Below are 26429 nucleotides of genomic sequence, written 5' to 3' on the forward strand. Positions count from 1 at the left end.
TTGCGGCCCTGCGGGTGCAGGCCGCCGCTCCCGGCGGCGCTGATGGACCGCTCCTGCCACCCGCCTTCGCCCTTCCGGCGCCGGTTGCGGTGTGAAGAAGGAGTTAGGAACATGGGTAACATTGAGCGCCAGAGCATCTATGGCGAAGTCACATCCCGGATCATCGCGGAACTGGAGGCTGGGCATCTTCCCTGGGTGAAGCCATGGGACAGCAGCGCCTGTCCCTGCACCATGCCGCACAATGCCGTCACCGTGCGGCGCTATTCAGGCATCAACATCCTGATCCTGTGGGCCACCGTGATCGAGCGTGGCTTTACCGGACAGCGCTGGCTCACCTACCGGCAAGCTGAAGCGGCTGGGGGCCATGTCCGCAAGGGCGAGAAGGGGAGCGTCATTTGCTATGCGGATCGGTTCATTCCCAAGGCCGAGGAAGAACGGGCGGGCCAAGAGGATCGCGAGGCAAGGACGATTGCGTTCCTCAAGCGCTTTACCGTCTTCAACGTCGACCAGTGCGAGGGGCTGCCCGAAGACTTGTCTCATGTGCCCGATTTGCCCGGGCCGCTGGTGTCGATCGCGGAGGCCGACAGCCTGATCCGAAACAGCGGGGCGGACTTTCGCATCGGCGGCGGCGAAGCCTATTATTCTCCGTCTAGTGACTATGTCGCCGTGCCGCCGCAGGCTGCCTTTCATGAGCCGATCAACTGGTTTCGCACGGCACTTCACGAGATGGGGCATTGGACGGGCCATCGCAGCCGGTTGGCGCGCGATCAGTCGGGCGGGTTCGGTTCAACGCTCTATGCAAAAGAGGAACTGGTCGCCGAGATGGCCAGCGCTTTTGCCTGCGCGTCGCTGGGGATCGTGCCCACCGTCCGGCATAGCGACTATATCGGCTCCTGGCTTGCCGTCCTGCGCGAGGATGAGCGGGCGATCTTCAAGGCGGCAAGCGCGGCCAGCAAGGCGGCCGATTATCTGCTGGGCATGGAAGGGGCAGCGGCATGACCGACAAGCTTCCCCTGCGCGTCTTCCTGCGGCGCGGGCGCCGGTCGCTCCGCCGCATGACCGTCCTTCAGCGCACCATCTTCTTCGATATCCGCATGGAGGATCTCAGCTATGCCCAGCTTGCCGAACGGCACGGCATCAGCGCCGAACAGGCCGAGGCCGAATTTGCCGCCGCGCTGCGCATATTCCTGCGGACCTTGTACGAGCCCGAGCCCTGGTGGCGACGGCTTTCCCATCGTCTATGATCAACCCGCCGCGCCCGATGGCTTGCCATCGGGCGATCGGTCCGACAGGGTGGCTATGCCATGCGTAACGATCTCGATCATCTTCCCGCCGACAAGCAGCGCGAACTGGCGCGCGTCGTGCAGATCATCTTCGAGGAATTCGAGGACGGGCTCGCGCTCGCCACCCAGGCATGGCGCAAGAAGGGCCGCATCCAGAAGATCATCCTCTATGGCAGCTATGCCCGTGGCAGCTGGGTAGACGAGCCGCACACCGCCAAGGGCTATAAATCGGACTATGATCTGCTGATCATCGTCAACGACCAGCGGCTGACCGATCGCGTCAAATATTGGCTTGGAGTCGATGAGCGGCTGATGCGCGAATATGGCATCACCGCCACGCTCAAGACCCCGGTCAATTTCATCGTCCATACCCTCCAGGAAGTGAATGATGGCCTCGCCCATGGCCGCTATTTCTTCATGGATGTGGCGAAGGACGGCATCGCCCTTTACGAGAGCGACGACAGGGAACTGCACACGCCAAAGCCCAAGACGCCGGACAAGGCGCTGGCCATGGCGCAGGAATATTTTGACGAGTGGTTTCCGAGCGCCTCAGACTTCCATGACGGATACACCGACGCTCAAGCGCGTGGGAAATTCAAGAAGGCGGCGTTTGACCTCCACCAGGCGGCCGAACGCCTCTATCACTGCGTCCTTCTGGTCTGCTGCTCCTATACGCCACACGTTCACAATCTCGCTTTCCTGCGCACACAGGCGGAGCGGATCGACCGGCGGCTGGCCTATGTTTGGCCGAGCGAGCGCCATATCGATCGGGCGCGGTTCGAGAAGCTGAAGGAAGCCTATGTGAAGGCCCGCTATTCCAAGCATTACAAGATCAGTGAAGAGGAACTCAGCTGGCTTGGCAAACAGGTCGAGGAGCTTGGCCGCGTCGTGCATGAAGTGTGCGCTGAACGCATTGCTGAATTGAAGCGGACTGCCGGCGTTATCGCCTGATCATTCAGGCTTTCCAGCCAATACATCGCTCGCAAACATGCGCTGCCCCCGCCGGCGCCAAAGCAAAAGCAGCTGTTCGCGCTCATCGGTGCACAAGCGCGCCGCCGCTTCACCAAACAGCCCGAGCATCACCGCGCGATCATCATCGGTGAGTGTGACCAGCTCAGTCTTCACAACCAGACCGCCAAGCTCGATCAGATGCCGGGTGCGCTCGCGCCGCTTCATCTGCCAGTCCCGCCGATCATGCCGCGCCTGGCTCAGCTGCAGGCGATGGCGCGCGACCGTCACCCGGCGCAGTGCTGCCCGGCTGGTCGCCAGCGCCCGGCCCAGCATCATGCCGCTGTCCTGAAAAGAAGGTCGCGCCCCGCCTGCGCCACGCCTCCCGCCTAGGGGCTTCGGTTGTACTGGCAGCGGCAAGCAATGCGCCGGCCAGTTCCTCTGCGCTCAGCCCATCGGCCCCGGTCGCCATCACCAGTTCACCCAGCTGGCTCTGCTTGCGGGCTTTAAGTTGTCGTGCCTTGTCGGTGAGAGCCTTGAGCTCTGCGTCATAGTCCCGTGGTCTGCGCATGGAATATGGCCTCGCTGTTGGTGTCAGACCCCCGGCGTTATCGACCGTCTCGATCAGTCACAATGCGCTGGAATTTCCTGGGATCTCGTCATCCCGAAACTGATGAAATCTTTTGAGGGCGCGCTTATACGTCGTGCCGACGTGCTGCTTGAGGTGTAAATGGTAGGCCGTCATGGCGATCTACCATCTCTCGGTCAAAGTCATCTCGCGCGCCGCCGGCCGCTCGGCGGTCGCCTCGGCCGCCTATCGCTCAGGCTCCTCGCTGTTCGATATGCTGTTCGGGCGCGATCATGACTTTTCGAACAAGGCCGGCGTCGTCCACAGCGAAGTGATGCTGCCCGATGGCGCGCCAGAGCAATGGCGCGATCGCGAGCAGCTGTGGAATGATGTCGAGGCCGCCGAGATCCGCAAGGACGCGCAGCTGGCGCGTGAAGTGGAGTTCGCCATCCCCCGAGAAATGTCGCAGGCTGAGGGCATCGCCCTGGCGCGCGACTTCGTCCAGCGCGAGTTCGTCGATGTCGGCATGGTCGCCGATCTCAATGTCCATTGGGATATCGGCGCCGATGGACTGGCCAAGCCCCATGCCCATGTGATGCTGACCTTGCGCGAAGTGACGCCAGAGGGATTTGGCGCCAAGGTTCGCGACTGGAACAGCACGCAGCTTCTCAGCCATTGGCGCGAGGCCTGGGCGGAGCATGTCAATGAGCGCCTGGCTGCTCTAGATATCGATGCACGCATCGATCATCGCAGCCTGGAAGCCCAGGGCATTGATCTCGAGCCCCAGCACAAGATCGGCCCGGCCGCGGCGCGCATGGGGGAAGCGGGCCAAGTCAGCGAGCGGATCGAAGAGCATCATGAGATCGCCCGGTCCAATGGCGAGAAGATCCTCGCCAATCCGGGCATTGCGCTCGATGGCATCACCCACAATCAGGCGACCTTCACCACTCGTGATCTTGCCATGTTCGTTCACCGCCATAGCGAGGGGAAGGAACAATTTGATCGGGTCATGGCGGCGGTCAAAGCCTCGCCCGATCTGGTGGCGCTGGGCAAGGATGGGCGAGGGGAGGCGCGGTTCACCTCACGGTCCATGCTGGAGACCGAACAGCGGCTGGAAAAGGCCACCGCCACGCTCGACGCGCGGCGCCATCATGGGCTGGCCGATCGCCATGTCGAACGGGCGCTGGCACAGGCCAGCGCAGGCGGGCTCGACCTCTCGGCCGAACAGCGCGGCGCGCTCGAGCATGTGACCAGCGCCAAGGGGCTGAGCAATGTCATCGGCTATGCCGGCACCGGCAAGAGCGCGATGCTGGGCGTGGCGCGCGATGCCTGGGAGCGGGCCGGCTATGATGTGCGCGGTGCTGCGCTCTCGGGCATCGCTGCGGAAAATCTGGAAAGCGGGTCGGGCATAGCCTCGCGCACGATCGCAAGCCTGGAGCATCAATGGGCGCAGGATCGCGAGCGTCTGACCGACAGGTCGATCCTGGTGGTCGACGAGGCAGGGATGATCGGCACGCGTCAGATGGAGAGAGTGTTCCAGGAAGCGGAGGCGCATGGTGCCAAGGTCGTGTTGGTCGGCGATCCCCAGCAGCTGCAGGCGATCGAGGCCGGTGCCTCGTTCCGCGCCATTGCCGAGCGCCATGGCAGCGTCGAGATCAGCTCGATCCGCCGGCAGGCGCACGACTGGCAGCGCGAGGCCACCAGGGCGCTGGCGACCGGTCGCACCCATGAGGCGATCGCCGCCTATGGCGACCATGGTCATGTCCATGCCGCCGAGACGCGCGAGGATGCGCGGCGTGACCTCATCGAGCGGTGGGACCGCGATCGCATCGCCGACCCACAAGCCAGCCGCATCATCCTTACCCACACCAATGACGAGGTGCGCAGCCTCAACGAGGCGGCGCGTGAGCAACTGCAGCGGGCTGGGGAACTGGGCAGGGATGTCAGCCTCACTGTCGAGCGCGGCGCGCGAAGCTTTGCCGACGGAGACAGGATCATGTTCCTCAAGAATGAGCGCAGCCTTGGGGTGAAGAACGGAACGCTCGGCACCATCGCCCATGTCGACAAGGCGCACATGCGGGTATCGCTCGATGATGGGCGCCAAGTGGGTTTCGACACCAAACATTATGCCCATATCGATCATGGCTATGCCGCCACCATCCACAAGGCGCAGGGCATGACGGTGGACAAGGTGCATGTGCTGGCAACCCCAGGGCTCGATCGCCATGCCAGCTATGTCGCGCTCTCGCGTCACCGCGAAACCGTCAATCTTCATTATGGCAAGGATGACTTTGCCAATCAGGGAAAGCTCGTGCGCACGCTCGAGCGCGAGCGTGGCAAGGATATGGCATCGGACTATGGGCGCGGGCCGGAGCCGGCGAGCCTGGCGCAGCCCCAACCCGAGCCACAGCCACCGCAGCAGGCCCAGCCCCAGCCACCGCATCAACCCCAGGCCGAGCCCCCGCTTCAGCCAAAGCGCAGTATCTTCGCCGGGCTGAAGCTCAATGCCGCGCCGCTGGACCAGCGACCGGCCATGCCCTCGTTCGACAAGGCGGTTCAGGACTATGCCAGGGCCTTGCAGCAAGAGCAGGCCATGCGCGCCCAGGGCTATGAGCCGCTGATCGAGCAGCAACAGGCTGCCCAGCGGGCGCGCGACGCGCTCGATGCGCTGCGCCCCCAGGCATCGCAGGATCTGAGCGCTGCCTTTGGTAAGGACCGCGGGCTCGTCCATGAAGCGGCCGCCGGGCATAGTGGCAATGCCATCAGGCAGATGCAGGTGGAGCGGGACATGCGTGTCGCTGGCCAGCAGCGCGCAGATCGCTTCATTGCCGATTGGCAAAGCAGCGACAGCCAGCGTCAGGCGCTCAGCCGCAGTGGCGACCATAGCGCAAGCGGGAAGGTGCGCGAAGCGATGGCGGGCATGGCCAAGGGGCTGGAGCGCGATCCACAGCTGGAGTCGCTGCTGCGCAATCGCACCAAAGAGCTCGGTCTGTCCTCCCAAAGCGGCCAATCGCTGTCGCAGGATCTCCAGCGGCATCTCGGACGCTCGCTAGGCCGTGGCCTTGGGCTTTAGGACCTGATCGTGCCCGGACAAGCCACGCCATCAGGATGATGACGATTCATCTTAAGGTGGCGCGGAGCAAACTGACGGAAGAAGCAGTTATTGGTTAGCTTATGTTCACATGAAATTCCATATGCTGACGTCGGTACGTAATTGTTCGATGATGTGTGCCGCTAGATGTAACTTGATATTGAAACTTTTGATACCAGCACACTACCGTGTACAGTCGTTAGATTCAAAGACGTGTCGGCTATGCGCGCGTTGATAAGCTGAGATAGCGTAGCTTCTCCATTGTTTACAAATAATTCTACGGACGAAATGTCGATAAATAAGCTAACGTCTACTACACCTTCCGAAAAATCGCATGGCAGACTTCGATCTAGGCGCCACGCCTCGCTGTCAGGCGCTTCAGGGCCACTGGTCACGCGTCTGATAAATGCCCTATTATTACCTAGCTCAAAGCAGATCTGAGTGGAGTAACCGGAACCTCCGCGGACGGATAGCCACACTATTGATGGCCAAGCCGATCCGATCCGGTTGAGCGTGAGGTCGATCCGCCCCGCAACCATTCTAGCATTGTCGGGCCAGATATAATCATAACCATCTGCAATCGTCTGATCAGAGCCCTGGGCAGTAAGCGCGAATATCTTGTTCTGTGCTGGTAGAGGGGTGCTAGAAAGCCGCGGTGCATTGTTGATCAGTCGTAAGCGCAATTCGCGAACAATGCTGAGTTGACCTCGATAATCGTGGGTTGCTGGTAGTTGGTTTGCATATGCCCAGTTGTTCATCCATCCCATTGAGTATGCACAAGCAATGGGATCGGCAGCTTGAGGGTCATTCCATATAACGGCCGCGTAAAAATCACCTCCGCCATCTAGCCATTGGCCGTCGGAAGCGCTGGCCGTGAAGGTCGTGCCATCGAATTCGCCTACCCAATACCAGGTTCCACCCGTGAAGCCGGAAGCCGTCCCATCTCCGCCTACCAGCAAAACCCATTTATCTGCCGAAGTTGTGCCATCTGGATTGTAGAGATGCAGTTTGAAGAGATGCGAGCATTCCATCACGCCACCGACGACCGTTGACAGAAAACCGCTGGAATACGTCCATCGCTTGAGATCTGGCGAAGTGTAGATGCCGATCTTGCCTTCCTCTGACAGCGTCATAATCCAATTGCCGCTGGTCTCATGCCAGAAAACAGTGGGGTCGCGAAACTGCCTGTTGCCTGGGAAATTGGGTAGCACGATGTCGTGAAAGGTGAAGCTGGCACCCTCATCAAGAGAGTACCAGAGTGCGCAGGACTGGTTTTGCCCGGCGGCATTGTCTGCGGGCATTGTAACGAGCGCGATCAGTGCGCCGGGGCCGAATCCGGCAGTATTGGTGACATCGACAACCGCGCTCCCGGTCCAGATGTCTCCAAAGGATGTTGTGCGGCGTGGGATCGATATACCTTGATCCTGCCAAGTGACGAGGTCTGTTGAGGTCCAGCGGCGCCATTCAGTGCCATCGGTGGGATAGGTTGGATTGAAGAGCGCCCAAATTGTCCAGCGATCTCCCATTCGCACAGGGCGCTGTGGGTCGTTGATCCAGCCTCCTGCCGGGGCCGCGATATGATATCGTGGTCGTTCGCTAATCGGGGTTGCCGTTGGTAAACCAGTAGAATCGGGGGTTCCACTCGATACAGGCATTGCGCCAATTGCAGGTTCTGCTTCGCTGCCGCAGGATGAAAGCATTGGAAAGGCGGCGAGCATTTCCAATGTTTGTCTGCGTGAATAAAAGGGGGTAATCGCCACCGGCCTACTCCTCTCTCAAACTTTTTTGTTTTTTGATTGTCGCTGGCATGCACGCTCGTGGTGCATCGCAAGGATGTTTTGATTGCATTCAGGTGGAGGGAGAGGCTCGCGATATCTGCGTGCCGGTCAGATAACTGCGTCTGACGGAATGCACCTTCATCACCCTCTCCATCCTGTGCGGCGTCATGCTTTCCATGATCGAGGCAACTAAATCTATATATGTGATTTAGTTGCCTCAAGATCGCTGGCAGGATTGGATGGTTGACGCTTTTTTTTGATTTAACTTTTTGAAATTACGTATATTATGCGGAGAGGCGCCTTTTTGTTTTTGGGTGTTCAGCCCCTCAGCAGTGATGTGACTTCCTCCTTGTCACCCAGAATCACCCCAATGCGCTGATGAAGTTTTGACGGCAGGACTTCCATCAGTCGCTGTTCGCCGTCGATGGCTGCGCCGCCTGCCTGCTCTACCAGAAAGGCCATCGGATTTGCCTCGTACATCAGGCGTAGTCTGGCCGTACCATCCGGGCGGGCATCTTTAGGATAAAGGAAGATACCCCCTCTTTTCAGGATGCGGTGTACATCGGCCACCATCGAGGCCGTCCAGCGCATGTTATAGTCCTTGCCCAAAGGCCCTTCCGCCCCCTGAATTCGTTCGTCGACATAGCGTATGATTTGCGGCGACCATTGGCGGCGACGCGCCATGTTTATGGCAAATTCGCGATTGCCCTTGGGCATCTGCATGGGGCCGTCGGTCATCCGCCATGAGCCGATTTCACGATCGAGAGTGAATTCATAGACGCCAGATCCAATTGTCAGAACCAGCAGCGTTTGTGGTCCATATATGGCATAGCCGGCTGCGACCTGATGTATGCCGGCTTGCAGAAAGTCCTGCTCTGTTACCTCGCGCCCTGAAGCATTTTCGGGTGCCTTGAGTACGGAGAAGATCGTTCCGACGCTCAGGTCGACATCAATGTTGCTTGAGCCGTCGATCGGATCGAACAGCAGCAGATATTCGCCTTTGGGATAGCGGTTGGGGATAGGGTAGAGGGTCTCCATCTCCTCGGAAGCCATGGCTGCCAGATGGCCACCCCATTCATTGGCATCGAGCAATAGCTCGTTGGCAATGACATCGAGCTTTTTCTGAACCTCTCCCTGAACATTCTCGCTGCCCAGGCTACCAAGAACTTCACCCAGTGCGCCCTTGGATACCGCGTGACTGATCGTCTTGCAGGCGCGTGCGACCGTTTCGATGAGCAGGCGCAATTCTCCTGGCAAAGCCTGGGCCTGGCGTTGCTGCTCGATCAGGAAACGGCTGAGGGAGATGGCTTGCATGGTAGGCCTTTGCATTGAGGGGGAGGGGGCTTAATCAGCTATTCGTGCAGCGACGTCTGCGCCGTGGGCATATCGCGCTGCTTCATAGATATCGTCGGCGCCGGGGCTCACGCCCGTGTAAAGAATAAATTGCTCCACCGCTTGCAGGACGATGACCTCTCCGCCGGAAATCACGCTCTTTCGAGCAGCTCTGGCTGCGCGGACGAAAGGGGTGTCGACCGGTTGGGCAACGACGTCGAAAGCGGTGCTGCAGGCCGCGATCTGCTCTGCGCGGAACGCCAAGGCGTCTCGGTCCTTGCCCTCCATACCCAATGGCGTGACATTGATCAGCAGTGGTGCGCTATCCGGCGGTAGATCAGCCTGCCAGCAAAAGCCATATTGGTCTGCGATCGCCTGCCCGGCCATTTTGTTGCGCGCGATGATCGTGCCGTTGGCGAAGCCAGCATCTCTAAGCGCGGCCGCGACGGCTTTCGCCATTCCACCACTTCCTCGGAGTAGAAAAGGTACCGGTTTTTCGATGCGCTTCTCGAGAAGCTGGCGAACCGCAACATAATCAGTGTTGTAGCCAGTCAGCCGGCCATCATCATTGACGATGGTGTTGACGCTGTCGATTGCACGGGCTGAGCTTTCAAGATCATCGATCAGAGGAATGACCGCTTCCTTGAACGGCATGGAAATGGCGCAGCCGCGCACATTCAACGCGCGGATGCCGCCGATCGCAGCTGCCAGATCCTGTGTACTGAAACTTTTATAGACATAGTCCAGCCCCAGAATCTCATAGAGGCAATTGTGGAAGCGGGATCCGGCGTTACCAGGGCGACCTGACAGCGACATGCACAATCTGGTGTCCCTGCCGATTGGCGGTTTCATATCCTCATACCCCATTCTGGCTTGCTGATTTTTCACGACGGATCGTAGATCCGCGGATGATGAGACGCCCGCTCAGAACCACCTTACGAGCGGCGGCGTTCGGATGGTCGAGACGGTCGAGCAGCATGGCCATGGCGGTGCGCCCGATCTCCTCCACGGGTTGTTCGATAACGCTCAGTCCATCAGCTGCAAATTCCGTCCAGCTGTCATTGTCGAACCCAGCCAATGCGAAGTCGCCGGGAACGCTCAGGCCCAGCGCATGTGCGGCTCGCAATACCGACATCAGCATCAGGCCATTGCTCGCAATGATCGCTTCGGGCCGATCAGGCGTTTGCAGGAGAGCGCTGACCAGCCTCTCCGCTTCACCCTCTCCATGCGGCACAGACAGGGATCGCGTAGGGATGCCGATCATTTGGGCTGCCTGCTCAAACCCGGCGCGTCGTTCGGCACCCGTGGTGCTGGCTGCGCCGAACAGGCCGGCAATGGACCTGAACCCTTGCGCATGCAGATGGGCAACCAGTGTGCGAGCCATCGCATCATTGTCGAGCACGACGCAGTCCGTGGTCGTCGCTGCTACGCGATCGATCAGGATGATGGGATGCTCTGCCTTTGTCTGCGATGCCTTCTTGGCGCCTTGCCGAGTGGGTGCCAGGATCACCCCTGTCACCCGTTCCTCCTGCATCAACTGGAGATACATCGCCTCTTTGGCGGGATCTTCATCCGTATTGCACAATATAACCCGCAGGCCGCGTTCATAGGCGATATCCTCGACCGTGCGAGACACTGCCGTGAAAAAGGGGTTGCGGATATCTGCAACGATGAGGCCGATCGTGTTGCTGTGGCGCGAACGGAGCCGACGGGCCGCGAGGTTGGGCCGGTAGCCTGTTGTCCTGACCGCTGCGAGCACCCTGTCGCGCATGGCTGGATCAACCGCACGCCCCGAAAGTACCCGGGAGACGGTGGCAGGCGATACTTCGGCCACTCGCGCTACGTCCTTGATTCCGACCGTCATGGGAAAATCGTTTTCCTCATCCTCTCTTAATTCTGCCCGAGATATGGCCGATCGCAGGGGGTAAATGCAAGTGTATTGACAGAATCATGAGAAAACGTTTTCTTGAGAGGAGAGAGGATACTGAAGAGCCATGACTGCCGACCCCCTAAGTGTGCTTCGCCATGAAGATCTGATCCGCATCGATGCGCAGGCGTCCGACAAGGAGGCCGCCATCCTCCAGGCCGGCCAGATATTGGTCGCCGCTGGCTGCGTTTCGCCCGGCTATGAACAGAGCATGGTTCGGCGGGAGGCGGTGGCAAACACCTATCTGGGGTCGGGCGTCGCCATTCCCCATGGCCTGGGTGAGGACAAAGGGCTGGTGCGCCACGACGGGATCGTGGTCCTGCAACTGCGCGAAGGGATTGAGTGGAATCCCGGGCAGCGCGCCCATCTCATTGTCGGTATCGCCGCCAGTTCCGACAGTCATATCGCGATCCTGCGCCGCCTCACCCGCCTGATTCAGGATGAGGCGCGCCTGGCGGCCCTTCTCGCCACCGACGATCCGGCGGCTATTGCCGCTGCCCTCCATGAAGACGCCAACCCCAGCGAGGCCCGGCCTGCTGCCGAGGATCTGGCCGAACGGATCGAATGGACGGTCGACTATCCTGCTGGTCTGCATGCCCGGCCCGCCTCAGCCTGGGCGGAAGCAGCCAAGAGCCTGGCTACGCCCATACGCATCCGCCACGACGGAGACATGGCCGATCCGCGCAGTATCGTCTCGCTGCTGCAACTGGGGCTGAAGGCAGGCGAACGCGCCACCATTTCGGCGAGCGACAGGAACACGCTGGACCAGTTCATGCGGACCGTCACCAACCTCACGGTTCGTGAGAACGCCGATGCCGCCCGTGCCGCCGAAAAGGCGAAGGCGCCGGTGCGCGGCTGGAAACCGGCCGGCAATCCCGCGATGATCGCCGGGGTCGCCGCCAGCCCCGGCCTCGCCATTGGTCCCGTCCACATCCTGGCCTCGGCGGAACTGGACGTGCCCGACCAGCCGGTCGATCTGGTCGCGGGCGGCGCGCTGCTGAACGATGCGCTGGTGCGCACCCGGGCGCAGATGAAGGCGCTGGTCGATGACACCACCCGCCGTCTGGGTGCGGGGGATGCCGCGATCTTCGCGGCGCAGGCCGGGTTGCTGGACGATACTGACCTTATCACGCTTACCTGTCAGTTGATGGTGGAGGGCCATGGCGTCGCCTGGTCCTGGCATCAGGCGATCGATCGCATGGCAGGACAGCTTTCGGCACTGGGTAATCCGGTGCTGGCTGCACGCGCCGCCGATTTGCACGATGTCGGCCGGCGCGTGCTAGCCCAGATTGATCCGGCGCTCAGCGCAGGGACATTGGCCGACCTGCCCGATCAGCCCTGTGTGCTGGTGGCGACGGACCTGTCGCCATCGGATACGGCGACGCTCGACACGCGCCGCGTGGCGGGTATCGCCACCGCATTGGGTGGGCCGACGTCGCACAGCGCGATCCTGGCACGTACGCTCGGCCTGCCGTCGGTCGTGGCAGGCGGGGCCGATCTGCTGACGCAGGCGGCCGGCACGACCGCCATCGTCGATGGCGATAGCGGCCGTATCTGGCTCGATCCCTCGGCGCAGGACATTGCCTCCGCCCGCGCCTGGATCGAGGAGATCGCGGCGCGACGCGCCGCCGAAGAGGCGGAGCGCGCTCTGCCGGCACGGACCAGCGACGGACATGATCTGGCGATCGGCGCCAATGTGAACCGCCCGGATCAGGTGGCCTTCGCGATGGCACAGGGCGGCGAGGGGGTCGGGCTGATGCGCACCGAATTCCTGTTCCTCGAACGCGGCGACAGCCCGAGCGAGGAGGAACAATGCGCCATTTATCGCGGGATGATCGACGCGCTGGGTGATCGGCCGCTGATCGTCCGTGCGCTGGACATTGGCGGCGACAAACAGGTGCCGCATCTCGACCTGCCGAAGGAGGAGAATCCCTTCCTGGGGGTGCGTGGCGCTCGCCTGTTGCTGCGTCGGCCCGACCTGCTGGAACCGCAACTCCGCGCCCTGTATCGCGCGGCGAAGCTGGGCGGCGATCTGTCGATCATGTTCCCGATGATCACATCCGCGGCCGAACTGGTGATCCTGCGGGAACGTTGTGAAGCGATCCGGGCGGAACTGGCTGCACCGGCCGTTCCCATCGGCATCATGATCGAAGTCCCCGCCGCCGCTGTTCAGGCCCATGCGCTGGCGGAGCACGCGGACTTCTTCTCGATCGGAACCAATGACCTGACGCAATATGCACTCGCCATCGACCGTCAGAATCCGGAACTGGCGAGCGAGGCCGACAGCCTGCACCCGGCCGTTCTGCGCCTGATCGCCATGACCGTGGAGGGCGCGCGCCGGCATGACCGCTGGGTCGGCGTGTGCGGCGGCATTGCCGGCGATCCGTTCGGCGCGGCGTTGCTGGCGGGCCTCGGGGTCCATGAATTGTCCATGACCCCGCGCGACATTCCTGCCGTAAAGGCACGGCTCCGCGCCAGCAGCCTTGGCGATCTTCAGGGGCTCGCCGCTCGTGCGCTCGACGCGACAAGCGCCGCCGATGTGCGCGCGCTGGATGGGGAGGGGGCATGATGGCCGTCTTCACCGTCACGCTCAATCCGGCGATCGACCAGACGGTCATGCTCGACCGTCTCGTTCCCGGGGAGGTGCATCGCGCGCGTTCCGTGCGGCAGGATGCCGGCGGCAAGGGGATCAACGCAGCCAGTTGCCTGGCCGACTGGGATGTGCCCGTCACCGTCATGGGCCTGTTGGGCGGCGCCAATGTGGCGCCCTTCGATGCGCTTTTTGCCGAAAAGTCGATCATCGACCGCTGCCAGCGCCATGGCGGTAGCACGCGCGTCAATCTGAAGCTGGTCGATGTCCATGGCACGACCGACATCAACATGAATGGCGCCCCGGCAACCGAAGCGCGCATCGATGCCGTCATTGCGGCGCTGGATGAACAGGTTGGGGCCGGCGATCTCGTCATCCTCTCGGGCAGCCTGCCGCCCGGCTGTCCGACCGATATCTATGCCTCCCTTACCGCCATGCTGCGGGCGCGGGGCGCTCTCGTCCTGCTCGACAGCAGCGGCCCGGCGTTTCGCCATGCACTCGCCGGCCCGGTTCTGCCGACCATCCTGAAACCCAATCTGCATGAACTGGCCGAATGGCATGATGGTCCGGTCGATGCGCCGCATCAGATCGCCGACGTCGCGCGCGGTTTGCTGGACCGGGGCGTCGACCTGATCGCCGTGTCGATGGGCGCGCAGGGCGCACTGTTCCTGACCGGCTCGGAAATGCTGCGCGCGCGCCTGACCGCGCACAGTGTGGAAAGCACGGTCGGTGCAGGCGATGCCATGGTTGCCGGTCTGGCCGCCGCCCTGATCGAAGGCGCGGGGCTGGATCGTATCGCGCGTCTATCCACCGCCTTTGCCGTCGGCAAGCTGGGCCGTGCCGGACCGCATCTGCCGACAAGGGACGAGATCGAAGCCCTGGCGGCCAGCGTGGAGACGGATATTCTGATGGGAGAGACGCAATGAGCAGGATTTTCGCGGTGGTGGATGCCGGCGAAGCCGGTGTCGCCGGCGTCCTGGTCGGCGAAGCGCTGCGCAAGGCCGCAAAGGCCAGTGGCCAGGCCATCGAAATCGAATTGCGGACCGCACAGGGGATCGTCAATCCCTTGCCGGGCGACGCGGACGGCGATCTGCTGCTGATCGCACCGGAAGGCGCCGACGCCCCGTCGGAAAACCGCCCGCATCGCCGCCTGACGCTGGAGGCGGTTCTGGCCGATCCCGTCGCCGCGCTGCACGGGGGCAAGGTAGCGGGCGTGTCGAGCGCCGTGCCGCGCATCGTCGCCATCACCTCCTGCCCGACCGGCATCGCCCACACCTTCATGGCGGCCGAGGGGCTGACCGAAGGCGCGCGCCAGCTTGGCTATGCCATTCGGGTCGAGACGCAGGGGTCGGTCGGCGCGGGCAACGCGCTGACGGCCGAGGAAATCGCTGCCGCCGACATCGTGCTGATCGCCGCCGATCGAGAGGTCGATCGCAGCCGCTTTGCCGGCAAGCGCGTCTTCGCCGGCAATACCAAGCCCGCCATCACCGGTGGCGCGAAGCTGATCGAGCGGGCGCTGGCGGAAGCGACCATACAGGGTGGCGAGGGGAGCGCATCGCAACCGGCCGACTCTGCCGCCGCGACATCGGGCGCGAAGCGCGCCGGCCCCTATAAGCATCTGATGACCGGCGTGTCCTTCATGCTGCCCTTCGTGGTGGCGGGTGGCCTGCTGATCGCGCTCGCCTTCGCGCTGGGCGGTATTCACGCCAATGATGCGGCAGCGAAGGGCACGTTGGCCTATGCCCTGTTCGAAATCGGCGCCAAGGGCGGATTCGTGCTGATGGTGCCGGCGCTGGCGGGCTATATCGCCTATTCGGTTGCGGACCGCCCCGGCATTGCACCGGGCATGATCGGCGGCATGCTGGCCGCCAATCTGGGCGCGGGCTTCCTCGGCGGCATCGTCGCCGGCTTCATCGCGGGCTATGGCGTCGACTGGCTCAATCGCCTGATTCAGCTGCCCAAGAATTTGCAGGGATTGAAGCCGGTCCTCATCCTGCCGCTGCTCGGCACGCTGCTGACCGGTCTGCTGATGCTCTATGCCGTGGGCACGCCGGTTGCCGCGGCGCTGGCTTTCCTGACCGATTGGCTGCGCAGCATGCAGGGGTCGAGTGCGCTGATGCTGGGCTTGATCCTGGGCGCGATGTCGGCATTCGACATGGGCGGGCCGGTCAACAAGGCGGGCTATGCCTTCTCGGTCGGCCTGATCGCCAGTCAGGTCTATACACCGATGGCGGCCACCATGGCAGCTGGCATGACGCCGCCGCTCGCCGTTGCGCTCGCCACTCGACTGTTCCGCAATCGCTTCACGCCTGAAGAGCGCGAAGCCGGCGCGGCCGCCGCGGTCCTCGGCCTGGCATTCATCACCGAAGGGGCAATCCCCTTTGCCGCGCGCGATCCGCTGCGGGTCATTCCGGCGCTGATGGCCGGTTCGGCTGTGACCGGGGCCATCTCCATGGCGATGGGCGTGGAGCTAAAGGTGCCGCATGGTGGGCTGTTCGTGCTGCCGATCCCCGGCGCGGTTACCCATGTCGGCGTCTATGCGCTGGCCATTCTGGCCGGCACGCTGGTGAGCGCGCTGCTGGTCGGGCTGGTCAAGCGTCCCATAGCAAAAATCAAGGCCTGACGCCCCGAACGCGTCACGATAATCGGAGAGGCTATTCATGTATTTCAGGAAGATGGGTGCCGCCTGCATGGCCGGCGCCATGGCCTGTACCGCGCCCGTCGCGCTGGCACAGGATCAGGCGGTTGCCGATGTCGATCCGCCATCGGTCCAATCGGACGCGCCGGCCCAATGGCAACCGCTGGCAGGGAAGGGGGTGACATTGTCGCTCAGCTATACCGGCGAGGCGGCGACCAATGTCTCGGGCGGGCTTCGCCGCGACGCGGCCCATGCCGGGCAGGTCTATGTCGGCGCCGATCTAGATCTTGACCGGATGATCGGGATCGATGGCGCGACGCTTCATTTTGCCGTCACCAATCGCCATGGCAAGAATCTGGCCGCCATGGCGATCGGCAATAATACGTCAGTGCAGGAAATCTATGGCACCCAGAATACCCATCTCGCGATATTGACCTGGCAGCAGAGCTTCCTGGACGGGCGACTGGATATCGAGGCTGGGCGCAGCCAGGCGAATATCCATTTCCTCAACTCGCCGATCTATTGCCATTTTCAGACCAATTCGGCCTGCGGCAACCCGACCTTCGTCTTCAAGAACAGCAATTTCACTTATTTCCCGGCATCCAGTTGGATGGCCCATGCCAAGCTGCATGTGACGCCGCAGATCATGCTGCATACCGGCGTTTACGAAGTGAACCCGGACCGCAAGCGCGCAAGCGACCATGGTTTCAATTTCAGCACGAAGAATGCGACCGGGGTGATCATACCCTGGGAATTAAGCTTTAGCCGGGATTCCGCCGATGATCGGCTGCCGAGCCATTATATTCTGGGCGGTTGGTTTGATCGTGGCGACTATGCCGATCCGCTGCGGGATGATCAGGGTGGCATCGCAATTTTGACCGGGCGGCCGGCGGCGACGCGGAATGGGCGGTCGGGCCTCTATGCTCGCTTCGATCAGCAGTTGACCCGTCCCGATCCCGCCTCGCCGCGGGGGCTGAGCATCTTTGGCGTGGCGATGACCAACCTGTCCGGCCAGGTCGAGGAAAGCCGTTATCTTGGCATGGGGATCGTACAGACCGGCACCTTCGCCGGGCGCGATCAGGACACGATCGGCTTCGCCATCAACGATCAGCGTTTCAGCGACTTGGCGATGCAGCGGATGAGCGCCGCGCGGGTTGCGGCGGGCGGGCGCGCCGATATTCGTCGCCATCAATATATGATGGAGCTGGCCTATGGATTTCAGGTCAACCCGGCAATCCGTCTGTCGCCCAACCTGCAATATATTCTGCATACTGACCAGACCGGGGCCCCCGATCGCACGCGGAACATCCGGAATGCCTTCATCCTGGGGTTCAAATTCACCGTAGATGCGATGCAACTATTGTTCCGCTAATGCCATCATGATTGCATTGATCTGCAATCATCATTTTTCTGATCGTGTGTTTTAGCCGCCGATAGGCTAAATTGGAATGTGACGGGCGCGGCTTTGCAATTCCAAAGATGAGAACATCTGGTTTAGACGAATTGAGGATTATACTTCCGTCAAGGAGGCGACGGCATCGACTTTGAGCAAGGAAATCAGGTTTGGTGCGTAGGTAGAGAATAGCGGAAGCAGGCCAGCGCCCATCGCAGGAGCCTTTTCCCCATTCTCGCCAATCTTCAGCTCTGGACAGAAAAAATCGCGGGGGGCGGTCTTTTGGATAGTATTTTTGACGCGTTCTGAAAGGGTGCGTAGCTGGGCATGTGATAGTCCGCCCCCGATGACCACGGCATCAAGGTCTAGGAGACTGTTCGCGCTAATAATTACGAATGCCAGCGCCTCAGCGCAGCGTTTCAGCCAAGCTTCCCAAGCCGGATTATGTTCGTCCTGCCCGCTGGTTATCATCTGGTACAGGGAGGCGGCGTGTAGCAGGAAGTCCGTGCTGGTGCCTTGAGGAATTGGCATTGAGGCAAGAGCCCCAGCATTGCCGTTTTTGCCGCGCTTGATCTCTCCATTCAGGATAAGGCCACCGCCAACGAAACTTCCGATATGGACATAGAGGAAATTGGTCAGACCTGCGGCTGATCCCGACATGAGTTCGGCAAGAGCGCCTGCATTGCCGTCATTTTCGAAGATGACCGGGCCATCCAATTCCTTCTGGAAAAACTCTTCGAGCTCTGGTGCTGCCCAGGCAGCGGCCTGCTGAGCCGCGATGCCCGCCTCTTCGCGCCATTCGCCGATGAACCAGGGCATGGCGATGCCGAAACCCAGAAAGCCTTCGCGCTGTTCTTCCCTTAGCTGCGGCATATGTTTTTGCGCAAAGCGTTGGATATGCTCCACAGCACTGGTGGGGCTGGGATAGGATGTGGTCGTGCTTTCGCAGGCGATGATGCGGCCATCAAAATCGAGCATGGTGCAAACCAGCCGGTCGCGGCCGATTTCAGCTCCGATGGTGCAACCACTGCCTCCGTTGATCCGGTAGATAATCGACGGCTGTCCCATGCCTCCTGTGCGCTTTCCGGCCTTTATCAGTCGCCCTTCCTCAGCAAGGCTTTCGACAATTCGGACAGCGGCCTGCGGTGAGAGGCCGGTTATCCGGGAAAGGTCGGCTTTGGAGGCACCGTTGAGCCGTCGTATCGTCGCGAGAATGAGGCGCTCATTATACCGCCGGACGCCCACCGCATTGCTGCCACGCTTATTCACCTTCGACTCCGCTCATTTTACCGGCAGCAAGATGATGCGCGATAGGGGCGGTAGTTTTGGAACAGCATTGCTGCAATTGGCAAGGGCGAGTGACGGCAAGAGCTGCTTGACAGACTAAATCACATTGATAGATCTAGTCTGTCAGGTAGCGGATTCGAACTTGAGACTATGGCAGAGCGGACAGCATAGTTCCTTGTCACTTGGCTTCATTCGGACCTGCGGGCGCGCAGCGGCTGAGAACCTCTCCTTTCTTCGATTGCGAGCGCCTGACCAACCCGACAAAGCTCGTCCAAACCGGACGGGAAGTGCCCAGTTTCCAGACTGCACGCTGGAAATGTAAGGGGGGAGGAGAGGGGCTTTCAGCCCAGATCCTCCCCCATTTTTTTGGGATGTACGGGGCCCTCTCACAATCGCAAAGAATGTGATTGACAGACTAAATCACATTTGTAGATTTAATGGAGTCGCAAGGGCGGCTTGCAAGCACGAATACGTGCTGCAGAACAGGGAAGAGGATGATCGTGAAGGCCGATCCACATAATTTGTTCCGCAGATTGCATGGCGCCTCGAAGGTCTCCTGCTTCTGGTCGTGTGTGGAGCAGGCGGCGCGCCACGCTCGCAGTCAATTCTTCCTCCTTAAAGCTTCCTCCTCGGCCCTGTTGGGTGCGGAACAGCTTGTCGTGCGAGTAAAACATGCAGAATGACAATCTTCTTCTGGGCGGTATCGAAGCGGGGGGGACGAAATTCCTCTGCGGCATCGCCGACCGCAATGGGCGCATCATCCGGCAGCAACGGATCGCCACTACGCTCCCTGCAGATACGCTGGGTGCGGCCACCGCATTCTTCGAGCAGGCCGAACTCGACCTGGGACGGTTGTCCGCTTTTTCGATCGGCAGCTTTGGTCCCCTGTCTCTCAATCCAGTCGCGCAGGATTATGGTTCGATCACATCGACGCCCAAGGCGGGGTGGCAGGATGTCGACCTGCTTGGTCATTTTGCCCGGACGATCGATGCGCCGATGGCGCTCGATACCGATGTCAACTGTGCGGCAGTCGGCGAAAAGCTGTTCGGCAGCGGGCAGGGGCTCGACACCTTCTGTTATGTGACGGTTGGAACCGGCATTGGCGTGGGTCTGCTGATCGATGGTGCGCCTCATGGCGGCGCTAATCATCCCGAGGCGGGGCATATCCGACTGCCGCGTGCTGCGGGCGATGAGCTTTTTGCGGGCATTTGTCCTTTTCATGGCGATTGCCTTGAAGGTCTGGCTTGCGGCCCAGCAATGCGCGCCCGCTGGGGTGTTCCAGCTGAGCAACTTCCCCCAGATCATCCTGGCTGGGAGATTGAAGCGGACTATCTTGCCGGCCTGTGCGCGACATTGACCTACATCGTGCGCCCCGACCGTATCATCATCGGCGGTGGCGTCATGGAGTCTCCCGGCATGTACCAGCGCGTACGGCGCGCTCTGAACGGTAAACTTGCCGGCTATGACGCCAGCATGCGCGCCCTCGAAATGGACGACTATATCGCCGCGCCCACGGCGGGCGCATCGGCGGGACTGACCGGCGCGCTCGCGCTCGCCTATCGGACCGCGACACGCCAGTGGCCGATGCACTGGTCTGTCGAACTTCCGTCATCTTCCAATCAATCCTCTCTCTCAGGAGCTGCACTTGCATAGTCCTTCCCTATCGGATCACGCGGCTCACAGGATGGCAGCGCCGAGCGACGCTCGGGTGACCGGTGCAATCGTCCTGAGCGCGGCCGGCGCGGCGCTTGGTGGCCTCTTGTTCGGTTTTGATACTGCCGTGATTTCTGGCACGACCTCGGCGCTGCAGGCGCGGTTTGGCCTGAGCGATGGCATGCTGGGCTTTACGGTTGCATCCGCTCTGATCGGTACCGTACTCGGCTCGCTGGTGGCGGGCGCGCCGGCTGACCGGTTCGGTCGGCGTGCGGTCATGCTTGCAGTTGCGATCTGCTATGTTGTGTCGTCGCTCGGTACGGGCCTGGCGGGCAGCTGGGGCACGCTCCTGGCCTTTCGGTTCCTGGGAGGTCTGGCGATTGGCGCTGCCTCGGTGGTTACGCCGATCTATATTGCCGAAGTTTCTCCAGCGCGTTTCAGAGGGCGGCTTGTTGCGCTGAACCAGCTCAACATCGTGATGGGCATTTTGATTGCTTTTCTATCCAATTACCTGATCGCCAATCTCGCCCCTGAACAAACCGCGTGGCGGTGGATGTTCGGCATCGTCACCCTTCCATCAGCACTGTTCCTTGGCGTTAGTCTCCTATTGCCGGAAAGCCCGCGCTGGCTGGCGATTCATGGGCGGGGGCCGCAGGCGCTGGGCGTCATGAAAAGGCTGGGATTTCTCGATCCGACGGATGAACTTCGTCATATCCAGGAGTCCGAGGCCCGTCTTGATCGATCCATCGCACCGGGCCTGTTTCAGGCCGCCTATGCTCGCCCGGTCGCCTGCGCCATCGCAATTGCCATGTTCAACCAGCTCTCCGGTATCAACGCGCTGCTTTATTACGCGCCGCGTGTCTTTGAACTGGCCGGTGCAGGCTCTGACAGCGCGCTGCTGCAGTCTATCGCCATTGGCGGCACCAATCTGGTTTTTACCATCTTGGCGCTGTTTCTGATCGATCGCTTCGGTCGCAAGCCACTCCTGTACACCGGGTCGATCCTATGTGCCGTAGCCCTGCTTCTCGTGGGCTATCAGCTGGAAAGCTCTGATCCCGACGGCACGTTGATCCTTGTTGGTCTGTTGGGTTTCATCGCCGCCTTTGCCGTGTCGCAAGGCGCTGTCATCTGGGTGTTCATTTCCGAGGTTTTTCCCAGCGCGGTGCGCGGCAAGGGGCAGGCGCTTGGCAGCACGACCCATTGGGTCATGGCTGCTGCGATCACCTGGGCCTTTCCCGTATTTGCAGCCCGGGTCGGTGGTTGGGTCTTTGCCTTCTTTGGCGCGATGATGCTGCTCCAGTTCATCTGGACCTGGAAAGCGATGCCCGAAACCAACGGTGTCGCGCTCGAAGACATGGATCTTGGGAGTGCGCAGGCATGATCAGGACGCTTTTCTTGATGACCGCTACAGCTCTGATGGTTCCGGCCGCGGCCCAGGCGCAGCGAGCCGATCCTCGCCCGGCATATCATTTCGCACCCAAGCGCAACTGGATGAATGACCCTAACGGTCTGGTCTATTTCGAAGGCGAATATCATCTCTTCTATCAATATAATCCTCACGGTGACCGGTGGGGACATATGAGTTGGGGTCATGCCGTCAGCCGGGATCTTGTGACCTGGGAGGAGTTGCCGGTCGCAATCCCCGAAACCGCCGACGTCATGGCATTTTCCGGCAGCGCAGCGATCGACTGGAAGAATAGCAGCGGCCTGGGACGCAACGGCAAGCCGCCGATGATCGCGGTCTATACCGGTCATAATCCCAAAGCCAAGCTGCAGTCGCAATATCTTGCCTACAGCAATGACCGCGGACGAACATGGACCGTACATGGCGAGGTGCTGAGTGTCGGGTCGCCGGAATTTCGGGATCCCAAGATCTTCTGGCATGAACCGACAAAGTCATGGGTCATGGTCGCTGTCATGGCGACCGAGAATCGCGCCGTCATCTTCACGTCACCCAATCTCAGGCAATGGACCTTTGCCAGCAGTTTCGGTCCGGCGGGCGGCCGAGGACGAAATTGGGAATGCCCCGATCTCAATCTCCTTCCCGTCGAAGGCGGAAAACCCGGAGAGCAGCGCTGGGTGCTCAGCGTCAATCTGGGCGACCAGGCTGTGGGCGGAGGTTCGGGCGGCCAATATTTCGTGGGCGACTTTGATGGTCGTCGCTTCACGCCTGTCGAAGGGTGGGGCGGGGAACCGGTCTGGACGGATTATGGCGCCGATTTCTACGCGGCGGTCGCCTGGAATGATCTTCCCAAGGACGACCCTCGCCGCATCTGGATCGGATGGGCCAATGACTGGCGTTATGCCGAGGCGATACCCACCTATCCCGCCCGCGGCATCATGACTGTACCGCGCAGCATTTCCCTGAGGAAATCCGCCGAGGGCTATCGGCTGACGCAGCGGCCGGTGCAGGAACTGGAACAGTTGCGAGGCGGCAAACAGGCCGTGCGTCAATTGTCGCTGGGCGAAGAACCCGTTCCGCTCCCCGTCGAGGGTGGTGCCATTGATCTTCAGGCCAATCTTTCATTGGGACAAAGCGAGCAGGTGGCGATCACGCTGACCGATGGCGAGGGTTATCAGATGGTGATCGGCGTCAATCCGACGGTAAACGAGGTCTTCATCGATCGTTCGCGCTCTGGCCCACATTTCCACGACGGGTTTGCAAACCGTCATGTGGCGCCGGTTGACCTGAGTAAGGGCAGGGTGTCTCTTCGCCTGCTTGTGGATGAATCGATCGTCGAGCTGTTCATCAACGATGGTGAGCAGACGATCACTGATCGCTTCTTTCGCGGTTCAGGAACCCTGCGCTGGAGCGCTTCTGCGCGCGGCGCACCTGCAATCATGGATATCACTGCATGGCCGATCAGGCCGGAGGTGTCCCGCTGACGATCACGCCACACGAGAGCTGAACAGCTCGATCACCATCGGATGATTTTGAATTTCCGCTGCATGGACAGTCGGAACGCAGCTTCGCGCGGCCTGCATAGCAATAAACAAAGGGAGGATAATCATGAATTTCAAGGCAGTGGCACTACTTGGATCAACGTCGCTCGCATCGCTTCTGCTGGCTGCGCCGGCCATCGCGCAGGATGCAGGCGGTAACGCGGCTTCGGCAAAGAAGAAAGGCGAGGAGACGATCGATTCCGCGTCGGTTCCAGACATTGTCGTAACGGGCTATCGTGCCGCGCTGGGCTCTGCGCAGGACATGAAGCGCCAGTCCGATGCGATTGTCGATGCGATCGTGTCGGAGGATATCGGCAAGCTTCCTGACAATAATGCGGCTGAAGCGATCTCGCGCGTCGTGGGTGTGCAGGTGCTACGCTATAATGACGAGGCGGGTGTGGTGCTTGTCCGTGGACTTCCGGACGTGAACACGACCTTCAACGGACGGGAATTCTTCACGGCTGATGATCGTGTACTGCATCTGCAGGATTTCCCGGCTGGCGTGGCCGCAGGTTTGGAGGTCTACAAATCGGGCACGTCCGATCTCATCGAGCCAGGGCTTGCCGGCTTGATCAATTTGCGTGCGCGTCGGCCGTTCGACGTCAAGGACACGCAAATTGCCGGCGAAGTGCGCGGATCCTATAATGACCAGTCCAAGGCCTTCGACCCTTCCGCCAACCTCCTGTTGACCAAGCGCTGGGATACGCCGATCGGCGAGATCGGTGCGCTCGTCAATTTCAGCTATGTCCGGATGACCTACCGCAACGCCGATCGTTATGCCGATTCCGCTATCATCAGCCCGCTGGGCTTTGGTGCTGATGACCCCGCCGATGACATGACCGTTACGACGCCAGGCGTGGGCAATTTCCGCTTTCCTGCCAATGCCGGCAATTTCTACGAGAAGGGCGTTCGGCATCGGCCCGCGATCAATGGCGCGATCCAGTGGCGACCGACCCCCGATCTGGAAATCTATGCGGAAGGCCTTTGGCAGGCCTATCGGGGCAAGGTTCTTCGCGATGGTTTCAACGTCAATTTCGAGCGTCGCAGCATCGATGGCATCGCCCCGACACTGAGCAATGTGGTCCTAGTCGAAGGCGAGCCCCTCAAGGCGGCAAGCTTCACCAAGACCGGCGGCTATGTGCCCGAATTCTTCCGGTCCACCCAGGACGACCAGACCGACACCTATCAGGCGGCACTGGGATTCAAATGGAAGACCGACCGAGCCACCTTGTCGGGCGACTTCGCCTACACCTACAGCAAATATGAGGCGGACGAAGACAGCGTCGATGGCCAGCTCGCCAGCGCGCCGACGATCAATGTTGAATGGGACGTCAAGGGTTCGGCCATCTTCGATCTGGGTGACTTCGACAAGACGAACCCCGCCAACTATATCTGGCGCGGCTATTATCAGCGGCATTTCGTCACCAAGGGTGATGGCGTGCAGGGACGGCTCGACCTGGATCTCGATACCGATTTTGACTGGCTGCCCAAGATCCAGGTCGGCATTCGGGCGAGCGACCGCACTGCGCTCATGCAGAATAACAACCGCTACGCCTACACGGCTGGCCTGGGTCTCCCGCTCGCGAGCCTGCCGACAGGCGAGCTTGAACTCATCAATGATGGTTTCCGCGGCGATCCGCAGCGCTTCCAGAACTGGCTGGCACCGACCCGCGGTTCCATCCGGGACAATGTGGAAGCGCTGCGGCAGCTGGCCTATGCGTCTGTGCAGCAACTGACGATCATGTTCCCCAATGACGGTGGTATCCGCGACGCCGTGACCAAGTTCGCGACCGAGGAAATACCGTTCGATCCGCTCAATGGCTTCACTGCCAAGGAAAAAAGCTATGCCATGTACGGCCAGGGCAAATATGAGTTTGACCTTGGGGATGTCGCTGTCGACGGTACATTCGGCGTTCGCGTCGTCAACACCGATGGCCGCTATTCCGGCTTCTCACGGGTAAACGGCTCTGATGGCACATCCCAGATCGTCCCGCAGGTATCGCGCCAGAACTATCTTGATGTCCTGCCTTCGTTTCAGACCCGGATCCGATTGACGCCCGAATTCCAGGTGCGACTGGCCTATAACCAGACCCGGACGCGGCCGAGTTTCGGCCAACTCAACCCATCCCTCAACATTACCCGTAACAGCCCTGGTCCTGACGGCTCGCCGCCGCAATATGCCGCATTTGGCAACGGCGGTAATCCGAACCTCAAGCCGCTGACGTCGAAAAATTATGACGCGACGCTCGAATATTATTTCTCCAAAAATGGGTCGGCGACACTCGCAGTCTTCTACCGGGATCTCCAGGGCTTCATCAGCAACTACACCCGGGACGTGATGGACCCGGATTATGGCCGTATCCAGATCAACCGCCCGGAAAATGCCGGTAAGGGCGAAATCAAAGGGGCCGAAGCGTCCTTCCAGACCTTCTTCGATTTCCTGCCAGGGTTCCTGTCCGGCTTTGGCGTCCAGGCCAACGTCACCTATCTCGACGGCACCAATGCACTTCCAACGGTGCTGGGCGAAGGCGCTCGCCAGGTACGGATTACCGGCCTTTCGAAATGGGCTTATAATCTGACCGGATTCTACGAGAAGGGACCGGTATCTGCGCGTCTGTCCTACAATCACCGTTCGAGCTACATCAACAGCTACAACCGGAACTCGAACGAGGATCAATATGCCGGGGAAATTACCCGCGGCATTTCGCGCCTCGATTTCTCCGCCTCCTATGAAGCGATCAAGGGAATTACGATCGTCGGCAATGTGAGCAATATCCTGGGCAAGCCGTTCAACAATTATCGCTATTATAACGAAACTCAGTATTTTCCCCGCGATCTTAGGGTTGAGGGGCGTTATTTCAGCCTGGGTGTCAGGTCCAAAATGTAATCCAGGTGCATTGTTGTAGGGGGTGAGGTGCTTGTCTCACCCTCAAAACCACGAGAGCGGACTTCTGGAATCGATTCATCATCCGATCTATTAGGTTGACGTATTCAAAGA

At 60.8% G+C, this 26429-nt stretch carries 20 protein-coding genes; 13 read left to right on the forward strand and 7 right to left on the reverse strand.

All coding sequences use genetic code 11. The annotated features are described in order from the left end of the window. The first annotated feature begins 111 nt into the window (after positions 1 to 111). From E5554_RS12310 to E5554_RS12320, 3 genes are read left to right on the forward strand one after another with little or no spacing between them, the layout of a single operon-like run. Positions 112 to 999, forward strand: coding sequence for a zincin-like metallopeptidase domain-containing protein (locus tag E5554_RS12310; RefSeq protein ID WP_136185683.1), 888 nt, complete (start codon positions 112 to 114; stop codon positions 997 to 999). After that, the gene (locus E5554_RS12315) at positions 996 to 1244 is read left to right on the forward strand and encodes an iron dicitrate transport regulator FecR (protein ID WP_136185684.1); all 249 of its coding nucleotides are present in this window, start codon (positions 996 to 998) and stop codon (positions 1242 to 1244) included. Before E5554_RS12310 ends, E5554_RS12315 begins: the two co-directional genes overlap by 4 nt. Before the next feature lie 60 nt (positions 1245 to 1304). Further along, complete coding sequence (locus tag E5554_RS12320; RefSeq protein ID WP_136185685.1) at positions 1305 to 2234, forward strand: HEPN domain-containing protein; 930 nt, start codon at positions 1305 to 1307, stop codon at positions 2232 to 2234. Here E5554_RS12320 and E5554_RS12325 read toward each other — a convergent pair whose 3' ends face one another. Both E5554_RS12325 and E5554_RS12330 read right to left on the reverse strand, forming a co-directional pair. Then, positions 2235 to 2570, reverse strand: coding sequence for a conjugal transfer protein TraD (locus tag E5554_RS12325; protein ID WP_136185686.1), 336 nt, complete (start codon positions 2568 to 2570; stop codon positions 2235 to 2237). It lies immediately after the preceding gene. Continuing rightward, complete coding sequence (locus tag E5554_RS12330) at positions 2476 to 2802, reverse strand: conjugal transfer protein TraD (RefSeq protein ID WP_136185687.1); 327 nt, start codon at positions 2800 to 2802, stop codon at positions 2476 to 2478. The genes E5554_RS12325 and E5554_RS12330 overlap by 95 nt, the downstream gene beginning before the upstream one ends. 172 nt (positions 2803 to 2974) lie before the next feature. Between E5554_RS12330 and traA the strand changes: the two genes are divergently transcribed. Continuing rightward, entirely contained in the window at positions 2975 to 5872 is a 2898-nt protein-coding gene (gene traA / locus E5554_RS12335) for a Ti-type conjugative transfer relaxase TraA (protein WP_136186957.1), read from the forward strand. Between the two features lie 161 nt (positions 5873 to 6033). On the opposite strand, the gene E5554_RS12340 is transcribed toward traA, so the two are convergent. The 4 genes from E5554_RS12340 to E5554_RS12355 all read right to left on the reverse strand — a co-directional run bounded on the left by E5554_RS12340 (position 6034) and on the right by E5554_RS12355 (position 10864). Further along, the gene (locus E5554_RS12340) at positions 6034 to 7650 is read right to left on the reverse strand and encodes a glycoside hydrolase family 32 protein (protein ID WP_136186958.1); all 1617 of its coding nucleotides are present in this window, start codon (positions 7648 to 7650) and stop codon (positions 6034 to 6036) included. A 336-nt stretch (positions 7651 to 7986) separates the two neighbouring features. After that, the gene (locus tag E5554_RS12345; RefSeq protein ID WP_136186959.1) at positions 7987 to 8982 is read right to left on the reverse strand and encodes a class 1 fructose-bisphosphatase; all 996 of its coding nucleotides are present in this window, start codon (positions 8980 to 8982) and stop codon (positions 7987 to 7989) included. Between the two features lie 30 nt (positions 8983 to 9012). Then, positions 9013 to 9852, reverse strand: a complete 840-nt coding sequence (locus tag E5554_RS12350; RefSeq protein ID WP_097385642.1) for a shikimate 5-dehydrogenase — start codon at positions 9850 to 9852, stop codon at positions 9013 to 9015. 4 nt (positions 9853 to 9856) lie between these two features. Beyond that, positions 9857 to 10864, reverse strand: a complete 1008-nt coding sequence (locus tag E5554_RS12355; protein WP_122928116.1) for a LacI family DNA-binding transcriptional regulator — start codon at positions 10862 to 10864, stop codon at positions 9857 to 9859. A 130-nt stretch (positions 10865 to 10994) separates the two neighbouring features. Between E5554_RS12355 and ptsP the strand changes: the two genes are divergently transcribed. The 4 genes from ptsP to E5554_RS12375 are packed head-to-tail and all read left to right on the forward strand — an operon-like array spanning position 10995 to position 17527. Then, positions 10995 to 13496, forward strand: coding sequence for a phosphoenolpyruvate--protein phosphotransferase (gene ptsP, locus E5554_RS12360; RefSeq protein WP_136186960.1), 2502 nt, complete (start codon positions 10995 to 10997; stop codon positions 13494 to 13496). Beyond that, positions 13493 to 14443 carry a 1-phosphofructokinase gene (gene pfkB, locus E5554_RS12365; RefSeq protein ID WP_247594246.1) on the forward strand — a complete coding sequence of 317 codons (951 nt, stop codon included), beginning with the start codon at positions 13493 to 13495 and terminating at the stop codon, positions 14441 to 14443. Before ptsP ends, pfkB begins: the two co-directional genes overlap by 4 nt. Beyond that, a complete protein-coding gene (locus tag E5554_RS12370) occupies positions 14440 to 16140 on the forward strand; it encodes a fructose-specific PTS transporter subunit EIIC (protein WP_097383633.1) in 1701 nt (566 codons plus the stop codon). The genes pfkB and E5554_RS12370 overlap by 4 nt, the downstream gene beginning before the upstream one ends. A 37-nt stretch (positions 16141 to 16177) precedes the next feature. Continuing rightward, entirely contained in the window at positions 16178 to 17527 is a 1350-nt protein-coding gene (locus tag E5554_RS12375) for a carbohydrate porin (protein WP_247594247.1), read from the forward strand. A 138-nt stretch (positions 17528 to 17665) separates the two neighbouring features. Here the strand turns inward: E5554_RS12375 and E5554_RS12380 are convergent, their stop codons facing one another. Then, a complete protein-coding gene (locus tag E5554_RS12380; protein ID WP_048939532.1) occupies positions 17666 to 18817 on the reverse strand; it encodes an ROK family transcriptional regulator in 1152 nt (383 codons plus the stop codon). Positions 18818 to 19329: 512 nt separating this feature from the next. Here E5554_RS12380 and E5554_RS12385 point away from each other — a divergent pair. The 5 genes from E5554_RS12385 to E5554_RS12405 all read left to right on the forward strand — a co-directional run bounded on the left by E5554_RS12385 (position 19330) and on the right by E5554_RS12405 (position 26318). After that, on the forward strand, positions 19330 to 19518 hold the full coding sequence (locus E5554_RS12385) for a hypothetical protein (RefSeq protein WP_136186961.1): 189 nt from the start codon (positions 19330 to 19332) through the stop codon (positions 19516 to 19518). After that, positions 19508 to 20488, forward strand: a complete 981-nt coding sequence (locus E5554_RS12390; protein WP_097383632.1) for an ROK family protein — start codon at positions 19508 to 19510, stop codon at positions 20486 to 20488. Before E5554_RS12385 ends, E5554_RS12390 begins: the two co-directional genes overlap by 11 nt. Before the next feature lie 55 nt (positions 20489 to 20543). Continuing rightward, positions 20544 to 21869: a sugar porter family MFS transporter gene (locus tag E5554_RS12395; RefSeq protein ID WP_210729740.1), complete on the forward strand. Its 1326-nt coding sequence runs from the start codon at positions 20544 to 20546 to the stop codon at positions 21867 to 21869. After that, positions 21866 to 23374, forward strand: a complete 1509-nt coding sequence (locus tag E5554_RS12400; protein WP_247594248.1) for a glycoside hydrolase family 32 protein — start codon at positions 21866 to 21868, stop codon at positions 23372 to 23374. Before E5554_RS12395 ends, E5554_RS12400 begins: the two co-directional genes overlap by 4 nt. Before the next feature lie 124 nt (positions 23375 to 23498). Next, on the forward strand, positions 23499 to 26318 hold the full coding sequence (locus tag E5554_RS12405) for a TonB-dependent receptor (protein WP_136186962.1): 2820 nt from the start codon (positions 23499 to 23501) through the stop codon (positions 26316 to 26318). Positions 26319 to 26429: the final 111 nt, after the last annotated feature.

Source organism: Sphingobium sp. PAMC28499 (assembly GCF_004795815.1).
Taxonomy (GTDB): Bacteria; Pseudomonadota; Alphaproteobacteria; order Sphingomonadales; family Sphingomonadaceae; genus Sphingobium; species Sphingobium yanoikuyae.

Excerpts from the sequence above, each read along its gene's own strand:
- E5554_RS12310 (WP_136185683.1), top strand. The coding sequence starts at position 112 with ATGGGTAACATTGAGCGCCAGAGCATCTATGGCGAAGTCACATCCCGG.
- E5554_RS12315 (WP_136185684.1), top strand. The coding sequence starts at position 996 with ATGACCGACAAGCTTCCCCTGCGCGTCTTCCTGCGGCGCGGGCGCCGG.
- E5554_RS12320 (WP_136185685.1), top strand. The coding sequence starts at position 1,305 with ATGCGTAACGATCTCGATCATCTTCCCGCCGACAAGCAGCGCGAACTG.
- E5554_RS12325 (WP_136185686.1), bottom strand. The coding sequence starts at position 2,570 with ATGATGCTGGGCCGGGCGCTGGCGACCAGCCGGGCAGCACTGCGCCGG.
- E5554_RS12330 (WP_136185687.1), bottom strand. The coding sequence starts at position 2,802 with ATGCGCAGACCACGGGACTATGACGCAGAGCTCAAGGCTCTCACCGAC.
- traA (WP_136186957.1), top strand. The coding sequence starts at position 2,975 with ATGGCGATCTACCATCTCTCGGTCAAAGTCATCTCGCGCGCCGCCGGC.
- E5554_RS12345 (WP_136186959.1), bottom strand. The coding sequence starts at position 8,982 with ATGCAAGCCATCTCCCTCAGCCGTTTCCTGATCGAGCAGCAACGCCAG.
- E5554_RS12350 (WP_097385642.1), bottom strand. The coding sequence starts at position 9,852 with ATGAAACCGCCAATCGGCAGGGACACCAGATTGTGCATGTCGCTGTCA.
- E5554_RS12355 (WP_122928116.1), bottom strand. The coding sequence starts at position 10,864 with ATGACGGTCGGAATCAAGGACGTAGCGCGAGTGGCCGAAGTATCGCCT.
- ptsP (WP_136186960.1), top strand. The coding sequence starts at position 10,995 with ATGACTGCCGACCCCCTAAGTGTGCTTCGCCATGAAGATCTGATCCGC.
- pfkB (WP_247594246.1), top strand. The coding sequence starts at position 13,493 with ATGATGGCCGTCTTCACCGTCACGCTCAATCCGGCGATCGACCAGACG.
- E5554_RS12370 (WP_097383633.1), top strand. The coding sequence starts at position 14,440 with ATGAGCAGGATTTTCGCGGTGGTGGATGCCGGCGAAGCCGGTGTCGCC.
- E5554_RS12375 (WP_247594247.1), top strand. The coding sequence starts at position 16,178 with ATGTATTTCAGGAAGATGGGTGCCGCCTGCATGGCCGGCGCCATGGCC.
- E5554_RS12385 (WP_136186961.1), top strand. The coding sequence starts at position 19,330 with ATGATCGTGAAGGCCGATCCACATAATTTGTTCCGCAGATTGCATGGC.
- E5554_RS12390 (WP_097383632.1), top strand. The coding sequence starts at position 19,508 with ATGCAGAATGACAATCTTCTTCTGGGCGGTATCGAAGCGGGGGGGACG.
- E5554_RS12400 (WP_247594248.1), top strand. The coding sequence starts at position 21,866 with ATGATCAGGACGCTTTTCTTGATGACCGCTACAGCTCTGATGGTTCCG.
- E5554_RS12405 (WP_136186962.1), top strand. The coding sequence starts at position 23,499 with ATGAATTTCAAGGCAGTGGCACTACTTGGATCAACGTCGCTCGCATCG.